Origin of the sequence: Halorubrum zhoui (assembly GCF_051194155.1) — an archaeon.
Lineage (GTDB): Archaea > Halobacteriota > Halobacteria > Halobacteriales > Haloferacaceae > Halorubrum.
This window is the reverse complement of sequence record NZ_JBLZNJ010000001.1, coordinates 54732-69261: the sequence shown is the minus strand read 5'-3', so window position 1 is coordinate 69261 and position 14530 is coordinate 54732. Positions and strand designations below refer to the sequence as shown.

Sequence of the window (14530 nt, the reverse complement as noted above, 5' to 3'; positions counted from 1 at the left end):
CCACGCTGCGCGAGCGACGGCTCCGTCGCCCGAGAAGCGGTCACGCCGCTTGGCCGTCGGCGTCGCCCTCGGCGTCTGCGTCGTCGGTGTCGAGCCGCTCGATGACGTCCGTCACGAGCACGACGTCACCGACGGCCCGAACCCAGCGGTACGGGACGATGACCCCGGTCGACCGGTCGACGCGGCCGGCGAAGAGCTCGTGGTTCAACTCGGCGAGCGCGAGGCCGGTCACCGCCTGCGCGTCCAAGTCGAGACGGACGTCCTCAACCTCGCCGACGAAGACGCCGTTTTTCGAGTACACCTCTCTGCCGACCAGCGACGTGATCTCCTCCGGTGTCGGGGGCATGTTCCGTACGGTCACGAGCACGCCTATTAAGGATTCGTTGTCGGATGCCGGCCGTCCGACGCCGGGAGCCGCGTCGACCCGCGATCGCCTCACCCGCCGCGTCGTCCCCGGGGGACTTTTATCATCCGGAACGTCATACTCGATCATGGCAACTGACTCGAGCGGGTCGGGGGTCGACCCGCGCGACGGGGGGGACTTCGAGTACACCGGTGGAGACGTCGAACGGCCCGAACTCGTGGCCGCGCTTCGCGAACGCGTGTCCGGGGACGTCCGGTTCGACGACTACTCGCGGCGGCTGTACGCGACCGACGCCTCGGCGTACGAGGTGACCCCGATCGGCGTGGTGCTGCCGGAGTCGACGGCCGACGTCGCGGCCGTTCACGAGTACTGTTTCGCGGAGGGAATACCCGTACTGCCGCGCGGCGGCGGTACCTCGCTCGCCGGGCAATCGGTCAACGAGGCGGTGGTGCTCGACCTGACGGGGTCGATGGACGCGATCCACGAGGTCGACCCGGAGACGGCCACGGCCCGCGTCGACGCCGGAGCGTACATCGGTGACCTCAACGCAGCCGCAGAGCCCGCCGGACTGAAGTTCGCGCCCGACCCGGCGTGGCGCGACAAGTCGGCGATCGGCGGCGCCATCGGAAACAACTCGACGGGCGCGCACTCGCTGAAGTACGGGAAGACGGACCACTACATCGAAGAGCTCGAGGTCGTGCTCGCCGACGGGACGGTCACCACCCTCGGTCCGGTCGACGTCGAGACGCTGCGGGACTCCGCAGACCCAGACGCAGACGCGCTGCTCCCCAGGATCCATGCTGAGGTGGTGCGCATCCTCGACGAGGAAGCAGACGAGGTCGACGCGCGCTTCCCCGAGCTGAAACGAAACGTCTCCGGGTACAACCTCGACCGACTCGTCGCGGAGTACCGTGGCGAGTACGGCGAGCCGGGCGTGGTCAACCTCGGCCGCCTGCTCGCCGGGAGCGAGGGGACGCTGGCGACGGTGACGGCGGCGACCGTGTCGCTCGTCGAGATTCCGGCGACCAAGGCCGTCGCGCTGCTCACGTACGACGACGTCCTCGACGCGATGGAAGACGTCGCGCCGATCCTCGAGCACGACCCCGCAGCGGTCGAGGTGATGGACGACGTCTTGCTCGAGCTGGCGGCCGACACCGCGGAGTTCTCCGACGTGGTCGGCGAGCTCCCGCCGGAGACGAACTCCGTATTGTTGGTCGAGTTCTACGCGGACTCCGACGACGAGGGGCGACGACAGGTCGCCGACCTCGTCGCCGACCGGGCCGACGGCGTCGACACCGTGGCCGAGCCGTCGCCGTCTGCTGCAACGACCACGGCGCAGCCAACCCGGGCGGTCGCCGCGATGGAGGCGCACGACGCAGACGAGCGCGCACGGTTCTGGAAGATGCGGAAGTCTGGCCTGCCGATCCTGTTGTCGCGCACCTCCGATGCGAAGCACATCTCGTTCATCGAAGACTGTGCGGTTCCGCCGGAACACCTGCCGGAGTACACCCGCGAGTTTCAGGCGGCCCTCGACGACAACGACACGTTCGCCTCCTTCTACGCACACGCCGGTCCGGGCGTGCTCCACATTCGCCCCCTCATCGACACGAAGACCGTCGACGACGTGGACACGATGGTCGACATCGCGGACCGCGTCACCGACGCCGTCGTCCGGCTGGGTGGGTCTGTCTCCGGGGAGCACGGGGACGGCCGGGCCCGGACGGCGTGGAACGAGAAGCTGTACGGCGAGTCGCTCTTCGAGTCGTTCCAGTCGCTCAAGACGGCGTTCGACCCCGACTGGCTGTTGAACCCCGGGAACGTGTGTGGCGACGTCGACATGCGCGAGAACCTCCGGTTCGACGACGAGTACACGTTCGACCCCGGGTTCGACGCGGCACTCGAGTGGGACATCGAAAACGGCATGCAGGGGATGGTCGAGCTCTGTCACGGCTGTGGCGGCTGTCGTGGTCCCCAAGAGACGACCGGCGGCGTCATGTGTCCGACCTACCGCGCGGCCGACGAAGAGATTCAGTCGACGCGTGGCCGTGCGAACATGCTCCGCGGCGCAATAAACGGCGAGCTCCCTGCAGACCCCACCGACGACGAGTTCGTCACCGAGGTGATGGACCTCTGTGTCGGGTGCAAGGGGTGTGCGAAGAACTGTCCGAGCGGCGTCGACATGGCGAAGCTCAAAGCCGAGGTCGAACACGCCCATCACGCAGAACACGGCGCCAGCCTTCGAACACGGCTGCTCGGTGCCTTCGAGTCGCTCGCACCGATCGGTTCGGCGCTCGCCCCGCTGTCGAACCTCCCCGGAAAGCTCCCCGGTGCCGGGATACTCCTCGAGAAGACCCTCGGCATCGCGCGCGAACGCGACCTCCCGGCGTTCGCTTCGGAGAGTCTCACGGACTGGTTCGACGCCCGCGGCGGTGCGGCGGTCCCGCGTGCGGAGGCCGCCCGCGAGGTGTTGTTGTTCCCGGACGTCTACACGACGTACACCAATCCAACCGCCGGGAAGGCCGCGGTACGCGTCCTCGAGGCGGCGAACTGCCACGTACAGATTCCGGACGTGACGGGCAGTGGCCGCCCGCCACACTCGAAGGGGCTACTCGATGAGTCACGGGCGACCGCCAAGGACACCGTCGAGACGCTCACCCCAGACGTCGAAGCAGGGTGGGACGTCGTCGTCGTCGAGCCGACCGACGCGGTGATGCTCCAGTCCGACTACGCGGACCTGCTCTGTGGGGACGCCAGCGACGTCCCCGACGCCGACGTCGAGGCGGTAGCCGACCACACCTACGGCGTGATGGAGTACCTCGACGTCCATCGACTCGACGAGAGGGTGTCGTTCGACGCGCCGACGGAGCGACTCACGTACCACGGCCACTGTCACCAGAAGGCGACGAAGAAGGACCACCACGCGGTCGGCGTGCTCCGGCGTGCCGGCTACGGCGTCGATCCGCTTGACTCGACGTGTTGTGGGATGGCCGGCTCGTTCGGCTACGAGGCCGAACACTACTCGATGAGCCGGGCTATCGGCGAGATCCTCTACGAACAGGTCGACGAGAGCGACGGCGACGTGGTCGTCGCCCCTGGTGCTTCCTGTAGCACGCAGCTGAAAGACCGCGGTATCGACGCCGAGGAGCCGCCACACCCGGTCGAGAAGCTGGCGTCTGCACTCGCGTAGTCGCCGGCAGCGGCACCAGAAACTAGCGCGGTCGATCCGCACTGCGGCGTCGGACGCGGTCCCGACGGCGGTCGAGTACCGCCTGAATGCCCTTTCCAGGTCCGCCTTCGATCGGCCATCCCTTCGTCCGCCACGGCGGCGGCTCCGGCGAGAACGACGGACACGACCCCGAACACTCGCGCGCGGTCGGCAGTCGATCCTTCGCGGCACAGTGTGGGACGAGCGCGCGCCCCGCACGGCGAAGCTCGAAGTGCCGACAGTCCGGACGCATGGTGTCGTGGTACGACCGCCACCCTTTGCCGTAGGCACGCTCGGCGAGCGCGAGCCGGGTCGCGACCGTCTCGGCGTCGCGCTCGCGAGTACCTGTAGGCGCGAGGTCGCTGGGCAGCCAGTCGACGGCAGCCGCATCAGTGTCGACCACCGGGCCGGCGGTGTCGGCGGCTGTTGTCGTGCCGAAGCGTGTCGTGAGGATCCCCGCCTCGACGGGCATCGAGCGCAGCAACGCGGGCTCGACGTCCGCACCGGTCGCCTCGGTCGCGAGCCACACCTCGTCGGCAAGGGCAGTCTCGACGTCGTGAGCGAGCTGGTCGGCGAGGGCGTCGGCGGCCGACCGGTCGAGGTCCGGCTTGTTCTCGATGGCAACGATTCGGCGGACCCACTCGGGATAGGGCCGAACGCGTCGGACCTCGATCCGATTGCTTCGACGCCGGGTCTCGACGAGGTCGCGGTCGCCAGCGCGGTGGACCGCTTCGCGGACGTACCGCCAGGGATACCCCGGGTCAGGGAGCGCGTCGCGGTACCACGTCCAGGTGGCTGGGGCGTGTCGAACAACGTGCAGGAGGTCGGCGTCCATCGCGTCTTCGCCGAACGCTCGTCTGGCCGCGAGCCCCTCGGGATCGACCTCAAGGACGACCGTGTCCCATCGCCGACGTTTCGTGCCGAGCTGTCTGGAGACGAGGACGGGGACGCGTTCGTCGTCGGGACGCCAGGCCAGCTCGGCGTACCGGCAGACGAGCAGCTCGTAGCCGAACTCGCTGTGTGGAATCACCGGGCGATAACGGTCAGACGTAGCTGCCGCGCTCGTCGCGGAGCTCGTCGAGGTACCCGTGTGCCTCCTCGAGGATGTCGCGGGGACCGTCCTGAGTGATCGTGTTTATCGCCTGGTCGTAGTCGCGCCACTGGAGGTCACGGTGTTCTCTCGACAGCTCGGCGCTCGCTTCGAACGAACGGGCGATGAACAGGTGAACCGTCTTGTGGATCGTGTTGCCACCCGCCTCGAACACGTAGTCGTACTCGCGCCGAAATCCGTCGATGAGTCTGAAGTCGTCGATGCCAGCCTCCTCCGAGACCTCTCTGATCGCCGTCTGCTGAAGCTCCTCGTCCCCCTCGACCCCGCCTTTCGGGAACTCCCAGTCCCCGGGACGGCTCTTCAGGAGCAGGTACTCCCGTTCGCCGCGGGTATCGCGGAAGAGGATGGCTCCAGAGCTAACCGCTTCGACCGTCATTACCCTCGGGTAAGCGAGCACCCCTAATGAGGGTGTCGGACCCATCGGTCGTCCGACGACGTGGACGACGGCAGCTCGGCTCGAACCCACAGAGCGCGGCGACACCGTGTTTTCCCCGCCACGCTGGGAGGACCGAAGATCATTTCTACGAGCCCGGATTCCAGTGAGCACGATGGTCGACCGTGGTCCCCGCCCCTCCCCATACCGGTGGTACCGAGCGACGACTCCTCTCAGACGCTGGGTGAGCCGATGACACTGTACGCTCTCGACGACCTCGACGACGCCCTCGAGACGACTCGGGCGTTCCTCCTCCCGTTCGACCGCGGACGGTGGGCGCGACTCCTACTGATCGTCTTCTTTCTCGGCGGCGTCGGCGGCACCAACCCGTTTCAGTTCTCGGGCTTCGGCGGCGGTGATAGCGGCGTGGAACCGGGACCGGACGTCGGACCCGCGGACGGGGTCGGTCCCGGAAGCGGAGGAATCGAGGCTGATAGCGCACGAGAGGCGCTTACCGCGCTCGGCGGACCGGAGATCGCCGTCGTCGTCGCAATCGCCGGGCTCCTCCTCGCGGTGACACTCGGCTTTGCGCTCGTCGGATCGGTGATGGAGTTCGTGTTCGTCGAGTCGCTCCGGCGAGGCACCGTCACGATCCGGCGATACTGGCGTGCCAGCTGGCGACAGGGACTCCGGCTGTTCGGCTTCCGGCTGGTGCTCGGCGCGCTCACGCTCGGGGTCGTCCTCGGCGGACTGTTCGTCGTGCTCTCGCCACTCGTCTTTGGCTCCGGGTCGTTCTCGGTGAGTCGGGTGGTCGTCGTGGTGCCCGTGGTCGTTGTCGCCTCCCTCGCGAGCGGACTCGTCGGGGGGTTCACGACCGCGTTCGTCGTGCCAGTGATGATCGCCGAAGAACGAGGGGTACTCGCCGCGTGGCGGCGGTTCTGGCCGACCCTGACCGGCCAGTGGAAGCAGTACCTCGCGTACGTGGTCGCGCGGTTCGTCCTCGGGGTAGCCGGCAGCATCCTGGTCGGCATCCTCGTCGTCGTCGGCCTGATCGTACTCGCGATTCCGACCGGCATCCTCGGCGTCGTCGGCGTGGCGGCGGCCGACGCAGCCGGCCCGATCGGGTGGGTGGTCGTCGGGTTCGCCGTCGTCGCCTTCGTGATCGCCGCGATCCTCCTCGCGCTCGTCGTCTCCGTTCCCGTCCAAACGTACCTCCGATACTACGAACTGTGCGTCCTCGGTGACACCAACGAGGCGTTTGACGTGATCGCCGAGCGTCGCCGGGTGGCTGGCGAGTGACGAGGGGCGCTCCGACCCACCGGTAGATGCGTTTTTATCCGTCGGGCGGTCACCTATCGACAACCCCGAGTATGACGTTCGTGACCAAACTCGCGTTCGCCTCCGGCGACCGGCAGGTGCTCGCCGAGACCGTCCAGACGCTGAAGACGACGCTCGAACGCAAGGGCGTCGAGTGCAAGGGCCCGCACGCCTCACCCGCGGAGACGGTTCGCGTGCCGCAGTACAAACGCCTCCGCGGCGGCGAGTCGTTCACCCCCTGGGAGTACTCGGTGTACCGCCGAACGATGGAGATCCACGGCGCAGACGACGTCGCCCGCGAGGTCGTCAGCCGGTCGTTCCCGGACTCCGTACACGTCGAGGTCGAGGTCGACCGGAAGAAGCCGCTCGGCCACCGCCGGGAGTGACCCCGCGAGCCCAGAGAGGGGGCGACGCCGGCCGCCACTCGACACTTTAACACGGTCGACGACGACGCTCGAGTATGAGTTACGCCGTCCCGGACGAGTACCGCGAGTTCCGCAGAGACCTTCACCGCCACCCAGAGCCGGCGTGGTGTGAGTTCTACACCACCGCCCGGATCGTCGAGGCGCTCCGCGCGCGCCCGCTCGACGCGGTACACGTCGGCCCCGACGCGCTCGACGCCGAAGCGCGCCGAAACGTCCCGGACGAAGAGACGCTGGAGACGTGGAGCGACAGCGCCCGTGCGGCGGGTGCCGACCCCGACGTGCTCACGCAGCTGGCAGGCGGCAACACGGGCTGTGTCGCGGTCGCAGAGCGCGGGCCGGGGCCAGTCGTCGCGCTGCGGGTCGATATCGACGGATTGCCGATCACGGAGGCCGACGCGGACGACCACGTGCCGGCTGCCGAGGGCTTCCGGTCGGACCACGAGGGGTACATGCACGCCTGCGGCCACGACGCGCACGCGACGATGGGCCTCGGCGTGCTCGATCGCGTCCTCGAGAGCGACTTCGACGGCACGCTCAAGGTGTTCTTCCAGCCCGGCGAAGAGAAGATCGTCGGCGGGAAACCGATGGCCGAGTCTGGGCACCTCGATGACGTCGACTACCTCTACGCGGTCCACGTCGGACTCGACCACCCGTCCGGGGAGATCGTCTGTGGCGTCGACGGCTTCCTCGCGGTGACCCACTTTCACGCGGCGTTCGACGGCGAGCCGGCACACGCGGGTGCGAGACCCGAGCAGGGACGCAACACGGTGCAGGCGATGGCGGCGGCGATCCAGAACCTCTACGCGATTCCGCGTCACGCCGACGGCGCGACGCGCGTCAACGCGGGGCTCGTCGGCGGCGGCACCGCGACCAACATCGTTCCGGACGCCTCGTACATCGAAGGCGAGGTTCGCGGCGAGACGACAGCACTCGCCGAGTACATGTTCGACCACGCCGACCGAATTCTCGACTCGGCCGCGGCGATGCACGACTGTGCCGTCGAGGTCACGACGAAGGGTGCCGCACCGAGCGCCGAGAGCGACGCCGCACTCGCAGACGTCGTCGGGACGGCCGCATCGAACGTCGACGGGGTCGAGGCGGTCGTCGACCGGGCCGAGCTCGGCGGCAGCGAAGACGCCACGTTCCTCATGAACCGCGTGCAGGCGAACGGCGGGCTGGCGTGTTACGTCGGCGTGGGCACCGACCACCCGGGCGGCCACCACACGAGCACGTTCGACGTCGTCGAGTCGGACATCGCGCTCGGCATCGACGTGCTCGCAGACGCGATTCGGACGGTCGCTACCGACGCGCCCTGAACTGGGTCGTCGTGTTGCTGGTCCGTCTCACCGTGCTGGCCCGCCTCGCGTCGTTGCTCAGTACTTCGCGTCCGCGCCGGTCGTCTCGTATATCCGATCCATGATCGCGTCACGCTCGCGGGTCCAACTCGCCATCGCCGCCGGGCTCGTCGGGTAGCCGTCGTAGTGGGCGAGCAGTTCGTCGGCGAGCGACTTGGTCTGATAGAAGTTCCGGATGGTGTCCCAGTAGCCGAAGCTCTTTACCGCACACTTGAGCTTCAACCCGAACGACATCGACGTCGACCCCTCGTACAGCGCCTCGGCGAGCTTCTCTCCCGGTAGCGAGGCGAGCAGCCCCATCAGGTCGTCGACGTCGATCGCCGTCGAGAGGACGTTGTACACGTCGAGGGCGGCGTACCGGCTGCCGAAGTGGTCCATCACGCGGGCGTTGTACCGCCAGAGGTTCTCCTCGCTGACGTCGCCGTCGGAGACGGCTTTCACGGCCTGTTCGCCGGCGTACGTGCCCGCGTAGGCGGCGCCGGCGATCCCGCCGCCGGTCGTCGGATTCACGTGGCCGGCCGCGTCGCCGACGGCGAGGTACCCCGGTGCGACCGCCGAGTCGTAGGGCCGACGCGTCGGGAGCGCGGCCCCGAGCTTGTCACGAACCGTCGCCCCCGCGAACTCCGGTCGCTCCCGGAGGTCACGCTTGAGCGCCTCGACGAGTTTCATCGGCTCCTCGTTCATCTGGAAGCCGAGTCCGGCGTTGATCTCGGTGCTGGTCCGCGGGAAGTACCAGAGGTACCCCGCAGCGCGCTCGGTCGGCTTGAACACGAGCGCGTCGTCCCACGCGACGGGCTCCGGTACGTCGACTATCTCGCGGTACGCCGAACAGAACTGCGAGTACCGTACGTTCGTATCGAAGGTGGTCCCGTCGAAGTCGACTTTATCCTGTAACAACGAGAGCGCGCCGGCCCCGTCGACGACGAGGTCGGTCTCGTACGTCACCGGCGTCTCCTCGTGGATCGCCTCCAGTCCCGTGACGCGGCCGTCTGCGGCCTGTCGCACGTCGTTCACCACGGTGTCGTAGTGGAAGTCGACGCCGGCGTCCTCGGCCGCGCCGATGAGCTGTCGCCCGTACTCCCACCGGTCGATCACCGCCAGTTCGCCCGGGACGGGGATCTCCAAGACAGTGTCTTCGCTCGGGATCTCGAAGCGGCCGTGGTCGACATCCGTGTTGGTGAACGCCGGCTCGAGCCGGGACTTCGAGATCGCCGCCGGAAACTCGTCTGCGCCCTTCAACGCGTCGCCACAGGCGATGTGGCCGGCCTCCTCGGCGTCTTTTCGCTCGACGATCACGACGTCGAGCCCCTCGTTCGCGATCGTCGTGGCAGCGTAACAGCCGGCGGTCCCCGCGCCCACCACGACGACGTCGTACTCGTCGATACTCATTACCGAGTGATGTAGTGCGCCACGCAAAACTCTTTACTCCCGATTCGGTCCCCACACAGGCGACACGAGTCCACAGAGACGACGGCCGGCGGCCGAGCGTGACCGTCGGCCAGCGGTGGACCCTACCACGTTTGGCCCGAACTTCACCACGCGTGAGCGTCGTGTTCGATCCATGGGTGAACTTCACCACGTCGACGCGAGCACGCTCCGAGAGTGGCTCACCGCGGTGCGAGCGGGTGAGACGACGGCGGCACTCCTGCTCGCTATCGCACACGGCGACGGCGTCGATCCGGAGACGCTCGCATCGTGGTACGGTCGCTCCGCGGCGTGGGTGGAAGACACGCTCGACGCGCTCGACGCCCCGAGATACGTCGCGACGATAGCCCGGCTCGAGGGGGTCGACGTCGAGGCGGTCGCCGCAGAGTCGAACCTGACGGTCGAGTCGGTCGAAGCGTGGTTCGCCGGGCTGGCCGACCGGCCGGTGTCCGAGGCAGCGACCGTGATACACGGGTACGCGGCCGGAGGCGTCGAACCGCTCATCACCGGCGAGGCGTCGACGGTGTTCCACCTCGACTACGAGACGATGACCGAGCGGGGTTGGTCGCTCGAGGACCCGGACCTCTTCGAGAAGGCGGCGGCCGCAGATCTGGGGCTGCCCGAGTACGGTCGGTTCCTCGTCGAGCCCGGCGAGTCGATCCTCGACGCCGCAGAGCGCGGCGGCCGGTCCTGGCCGTACGCCTGCCGCGGCGGCGCGTGCTCGAACTGTGCGGTCGTCGTCGTCGACGGCGACGTGGCGATGCCCGGACAGACGGTCCTCTCTGCGACACAGATCCGTGAGGCGAACGCCCGGCTCTCGTGTGTCGGGGTCCCCGTGACCGAGGAGGTCGAGATCGTCACCGGCGTCGGCGGCCTCGAGGCGTTCGCCGACCTGCGACTGCCCGCCCCGACCGGCGACGCCGGAGCGACCTCCGCCGAAGAGTGAGTCCCCGAGACGAGCCACCGCCCGCGGGCGTCACTCTTCGGTCTCGTAGTGGTCGCCCGCGGCCGCCGGAATGCGCGTCCGACCGACGAGTGCGAGCACGAGCACGACCACCACGTACGGAATCGTCTGGACGAGGGTGTCCGGGATCGCGTAGCCGAGCTGTTGGAGGCGTATCTGGGTAGCGTCCAGCCCGGCGAACAAGATTCCGGCACCGAGCGTACCGAGCGGATTGTAGTTGCCGAAGAGGTACGCGACGATGGCGATGAACCCCTTGCCCTGGACCATCGTCTGGCCGGAGCCGACGAACTGGCCGATCGAGAGCGCGAGTGCCGACCCCCCGACACCGGAGAGCACTCCCGATACCAGCACACCCGCATATCGGATCCGCGAGACCGACACCCCGACCGTATCCAGGGCACGAGGGTTCTCGCCGGCGGCTCGGAGGTGCGTGCCGAAGGCGGTCCGATACAGCGTCCACCAGGACGCGAGCGTCGCGACCGCGACCATGACGGCCGAATACTCCCAGCTCACCCGCGCACCGAGGTTCGGCGTGTTTACGCCGCCGAAGAAGACCGTCGAGGCGAACGGAGCGAGCCCGAGCGCGATCAGCCACACCGCCAGTCCGGCGATGATCTGGTCCGCTTCGAACTCGATGCAGACGACGCCGAAGACGCCCGCGAGGAGCGTCGACGCGACGACGCCGCCGAGGAGGCCGACCCAGATCGCCGGCACGCCGAGGACCGCGGTGCCAACGCCGACGATCGAAGCGACGTAGACGGAGGTGAACGCCGAGATGATCAACAGCCCTTCGAGGCCGATGTTGATCACCCCGCTCTTCTCGGCGAAGATCCCGCCGAGGCCGGCGAGCACGATCGGCGCCGCCAGCCGAGCGGTCGACGCGGCAGTGCTTCGTGAGAAGACGATGCCGGCCAGGTCGCCGGCGACGGATGCTGGAAACAGGAACGCCAACGATGCGAGCACCCCCAGCGTGGCGATCGTTCCGCCGAGCAACGACCGGACGTAGTCGTCCTCGACGAGGTCACCGACGACCGGCAGTGACGCGATCGGATTACGCATCGGCGTCGCCTCCATCGACCGCGGCGTCGTCGGCCCTCCCACCGTCACCGCCAGTCCCGGGCGACGGCCCGGTACCGATTCCCGTGCGCCGTCCTATCATGCGGAAGAACTCCGGCATGGCTACGAAGAGGATTATTAGCCCGCGTAAGACCCCGACGAGCTCCGTCGGGACGTCGGTGCGGAACCCGATCTCGAGACCGCCGCCTTTCAACAGCCCGAAGAGGAAGGCGGCCGGGAGCACGCCGAGCGGGTTGTTGCCGGCCAGGATCGAGACCGTGATCCCGTCGAATCCGAGGTTCGGGACCGACTCCAGCCACCGACCCTCCGACATCAACACCCACACCGAGCCGCCGACGCCACCGAGCGCACCGGAGAGCGTCATCGCGCGCACCGTCGTCGCCTTCGCGTCCACGCCGCCGTACTCGGCGGCAGCAGCCTGGATCCCGCTCGTACGGAGGTCGTAGCCGAACGCGGTGTGCTCGAGGAGGTAGTAGAGTCCGGTGACGGCCCCCACGGCGGCGAACAACACTGCCAGCGCGAAGTCACTGGATCCGGGAAACAGCCACGGCGTGACCCGTGCGTACTCGGGAACGTACGCGGTCGCGACGACCGAGGATCCCTCTGCACGAAACACCTCGAGGACGAGCACGTACGCCACGTTCGCGGCGACGAAGTTGAGCATGATCGTCGTTATCACCTCGTTGGCGTCGGCGTACGCCTTCAGCGCGCCGGGGACGGCGCCCCAAACCCCACCGCCGACCGCACCGGCGAGGGTGCCGGCTGCGATGAGCACGACCCCACCGAGCGGGCCCGCAGGGAGCACCGGTGCGAGCGTCAGCACGGTCAGTGCGGTAGCCAGCGCGCCGACGACGAGTTGCCCCTGTGTCCCAATGTTGAACAGGCCGGCACGGAACGCGACCGCGACCGAGAGCCCGGTGAAGACGAGCAGCGTCGTCTCCGAGAGCGTCAGCCCGAACGAGAGGTTGAACGGGGTCCACGACGGGTCGAACACGCCGGGATCACCGACCGCGAACGGGTACCCGAGCGCCCCGTTGAAGAGGACGACGTACACCTCGACGGGGTCATAACAGAACCCGAGCCCGGTGAGCGGCATCGTCCAGGCGGCGGTCTCACACGTCGCCACGCGCCCCGAGGCGAGGACGATGACGAACCCGACGGCGACGGACAGGAGGATGGCCGCGAGGCTGATGACGACTCGCTCGGCGACCGTCCGATCGACGAACGGCGTCACCACCCGCCGCGCCGCGACGCGAAGCCGCGAGTCGCCGTCACCGCTCGCACCGCTCACGCGTCCACCTCGGCGTCGGGTTCACCACGTCCCCGTGGCGGAGCCGAAGCCTCGTCGTGGACCGTCGCGTCCGTCGCGGCCCCCCCGGCGAGCGACTCGCCCGCCATCAACAGGCCGATCTCTTCTTCTGTCACCGTGGCGGGGTCGACGACCCCGGAGAACGTGCCCTCGTGGATGACCGCCAGCCGGTCGGCGAGCCCCTGTACCTCGTCGAGCTTCGAGGAGACGAGCAGGACGGCCGCGCCGGCCGCCCGCAGCTCGAGCAGCCGCTCGTGGATGAACTCGGTCGACCCGACGTCGACCCCGCGCGTGGGGTGGGTCGCCACGACGAGGTCGGGGTCGCGCTCGAACTCGCGCCCGACGATGAACTTCTGTTGGTTCCCCCCGGAGAGCGCCTCGGCGCTGGCGTCCGGAAGCCCCGGGCGGACGTCGTAGTCGTCGACGATGGCCGCGGCGTGTGCGTGTGCCTCGTGCCAGTCGATGCGACCGCCCGGGGCGAACCGTTCGTCGTGTTGACTCCCGAGGACGGCGTTCTGGACGAGGTCGTACGAGAGCACCACCCCGCGCTCTTGTCGATCCGCCGGAACGAACGCGATCCCGCGGTCGATGTGTTCGCGCCGACTCACTCCCGCCATCGATTCGCCGTGGTACCGGACGGTTCCGGCGGTAGGCTCGCGCATTCCCGTCACCGCCTCTACGAGCTGAGACTGCCCGTTGCCGTCGACCCCCGCGACACCAAGCACCTCACCCGCACGAACCGTACACGAGAGTCCGGCGACCGCCTCGGCTCCCCGGTCGTCGTCGACGTGGAGGTCGGTCACCGAGAGCACCGGATCGCCGGGCGGCTGTGGCGTCGTCGCCGGCTCCATCAACACCTCTCGGCCGACCATGAGCTCCGCGAGCGCCTCGCGGGTCACGTCGCCGGCCGCGACCGTGTCGACGGCGACGCCATCCCGAAGCACGGTCACGCGGTCGGCCGCCGAGAGCGCCTCGCCGAGCTTGTGGGTGATAAAGAGGATCGTCTTTCCCTGCGCGGTGAGCTCCTCGAAGACGTCGTACAACTCGTCGACCTCTTGCGGGGTGAGTACCGCCGTCGGCTCGTCCATGATGAGGACGTCTGCGCCGCGGTACAGCGCCTTCAGGATCTCGACGCGTTGTTGGACGCCGACGGCGGTGTCCTCGATGCGCGCGTCGGGGTCGACGTCGAAGCCGTACCGCTCGCTCAGCTCACGGACCGCCGTACGGGCGGCCGCCCGGTCGACGCGGAGCCCACCCCAGGTTCGCGGCTCGTTGCCGAGGACGACGTTCTCCCACACCTGCATCGGCGGGACGAGCATGAAGTGTTGGTGTATCATCCCGATGCCGGCGTCGATGGCGTCCGCCGGAGAGTCGAACGACCGCGGCTCGCCGTCGACGACGACCCGGCCGGCAGTCGGCTGGTAGAGCCCGTAGAGCACGTTCATCAGCGTGGTCTTCCCGGCACCGTTCTCGCCGAGCAGGGCGTGGACGCTCCCCGCCTCGATCGTGAGGTCGACGTCGTCGTTGGCTATCACTCCTGGAAACCGCTTCGTGATGCCGTCGAGCCGCACCGCTGGATTCATTGGTCCGTATCTCCGCGCGGGA

Annotated in this window: 12 protein-coding genes; 5 read left to right on the top strand and 7 right to left on the bottom strand. The window is 68.5% G+C overall.

Annotated features, from left to right (window positions below; translation table 11 throughout):
- Nucleotides 1-40: 40 nt before the first annotated feature.
- Complete coding sequence (locus tag ACNTAO_RS00320; protein WP_435159926.1) at nt 41-346, bottom strand: PRC-barrel domain-containing protein; 306 nt, start codon at nt 344-346, stop codon at nt 41-43.
- A gap of 145 nt (nt 347-491) precedes the next feature.
- On the opposite strand from ACNTAO_RS00320, the gene ACNTAO_RS00315 reads away from it, so the two are divergent.
- Entirely contained in the window at nt 492-3551 is a 3060-nt protein-coding gene (locus ACNTAO_RS00315; protein ID WP_435159925.1) for an FAD-binding and (Fe-S)-binding domain-containing protein, read from the top strand.
- Between the two features lie 22 nt (nt 3552-3573).
- On the opposite strand, the gene ACNTAO_RS00310 is transcribed toward ACNTAO_RS00315, so the two are convergent.
- Both ACNTAO_RS00310 and ACNTAO_RS00305 read right to left on the bottom strand, forming a co-directional pair.
- Nucleotides 3574-4599, bottom strand: coding sequence for a DUF5787 family protein (locus ACNTAO_RS00310; RefSeq protein WP_435159924.1), 1026 nt, complete (start codon nt 4597-4599; stop codon nt 3574-3576).
- A gap of 13 nt (nt 4600-4612) precedes the next feature.
- Nucleotides 4613-5056, bottom strand: coding sequence for a bis(5'-nucleosyl)-tetraphosphatase (locus ACNTAO_RS00305; RefSeq protein WP_435159923.1), 444 nt, complete (start codon nt 5054-5056; stop codon nt 4613-4615).
- A gap of 249 nt (nt 5057-5305) precedes the next feature.
- Here ACNTAO_RS00305 and ACNTAO_RS00300 point away from each other — a divergent pair, with 249 nt between their 5' ends.
- The 3 genes from ACNTAO_RS00300 to ACNTAO_RS00290 all read left to right on the top strand — a co-directional run bounded on the left by ACNTAO_RS00300 (nt 5306) and on the right by ACNTAO_RS00290 (nt 8111).
- On the top strand, nt 5306-6352 hold the full coding sequence (locus tag ACNTAO_RS00300) for a DUF7544 domain-containing protein (protein WP_435159922.1): 1047 nt from the start codon (nt 5306-5308) through the stop codon (nt 6350-6352).
- Between the two features lie 71 nt (nt 6353-6423).
- The gene (locus tag ACNTAO_RS00295) at nt 6424-6756 is read left to right on the top strand and encodes a 30S ribosomal protein S10 (RefSeq protein ID WP_435159921.1); all 333 of its coding nucleotides are present in this window, start codon (nt 6424-6426) and stop codon (nt 6754-6756) included.
- A 74-nt stretch (nt 6757-6830) separates the two neighbouring features.
- Complete coding sequence (locus tag ACNTAO_RS00290; protein ID WP_435159920.1) at nt 6831-8111, top strand: amidohydrolase; 1281 nt, start codon at nt 6831-6833, stop codon at nt 8109-8111.
- A 57-nt stretch (nt 8112-8168) separates the two neighbouring features.
- Here the strand turns inward: ACNTAO_RS00290 and ACNTAO_RS00285 are convergent, their stop codons facing one another.
- Nucleotides 8169-9539 (bottom strand): geranylgeranyl reductase family protein, encoded by a 1371-nt coding sequence (locus tag ACNTAO_RS00285; RefSeq protein WP_435159919.1) that lies wholly within the window; start codon nt 9537-9539, stop codon nt 8169-8171.
- Nucleotides 9540-9711: 172 nt separating this feature from the next.
- Between ACNTAO_RS00285 and fer the strand changes: the two genes are divergently transcribed.
- Nucleotides 9712-10521: a ferredoxin Fer gene (fer, locus tag ACNTAO_RS00280; protein WP_435159918.1), complete on the top strand. Its 810-nt coding sequence runs from the start codon at nt 9712-9714 to the stop codon at nt 10519-10521.
- Between the two features lie 30 nt (nt 10522-10551).
- Here the strand turns inward: fer and ACNTAO_RS00275 are convergent, their stop codons facing one another.
- From ACNTAO_RS00275 to ACNTAO_RS00265, 3 genes are read right to left on the bottom strand one after another with little or no spacing between them, the layout of a single operon-like run.
- Entirely contained in the window at nt 10552-11598 is a 1047-nt protein-coding gene (locus tag ACNTAO_RS00275) for an ABC transporter permease (RefSeq protein ID WP_435160216.1), read from the bottom strand.
- Nucleotides 11591-12907: an ABC transporter permease gene (locus ACNTAO_RS00270; RefSeq protein WP_435159917.1), complete on the bottom strand. Its 1317-nt coding sequence runs from the start codon at nt 12905-12907 to the stop codon at nt 11591-11593. The genes ACNTAO_RS00275 and ACNTAO_RS00270 overlap by 8 nt, the downstream gene beginning before the upstream one ends.
- Nucleotides 12904-14508 (bottom strand): ABC transporter ATP-binding protein, encoded by a 1605-nt coding sequence (locus ACNTAO_RS00265; protein ID WP_435159916.1) that lies wholly within the window; start codon nt 14506-14508, stop codon nt 12904-12906. Before ACNTAO_RS00265 ends, ACNTAO_RS00270 begins: the two co-directional genes overlap by 4 nt.
- Between the last annotated feature and the right edge of the window lie 22 nt (nt 14509-14530).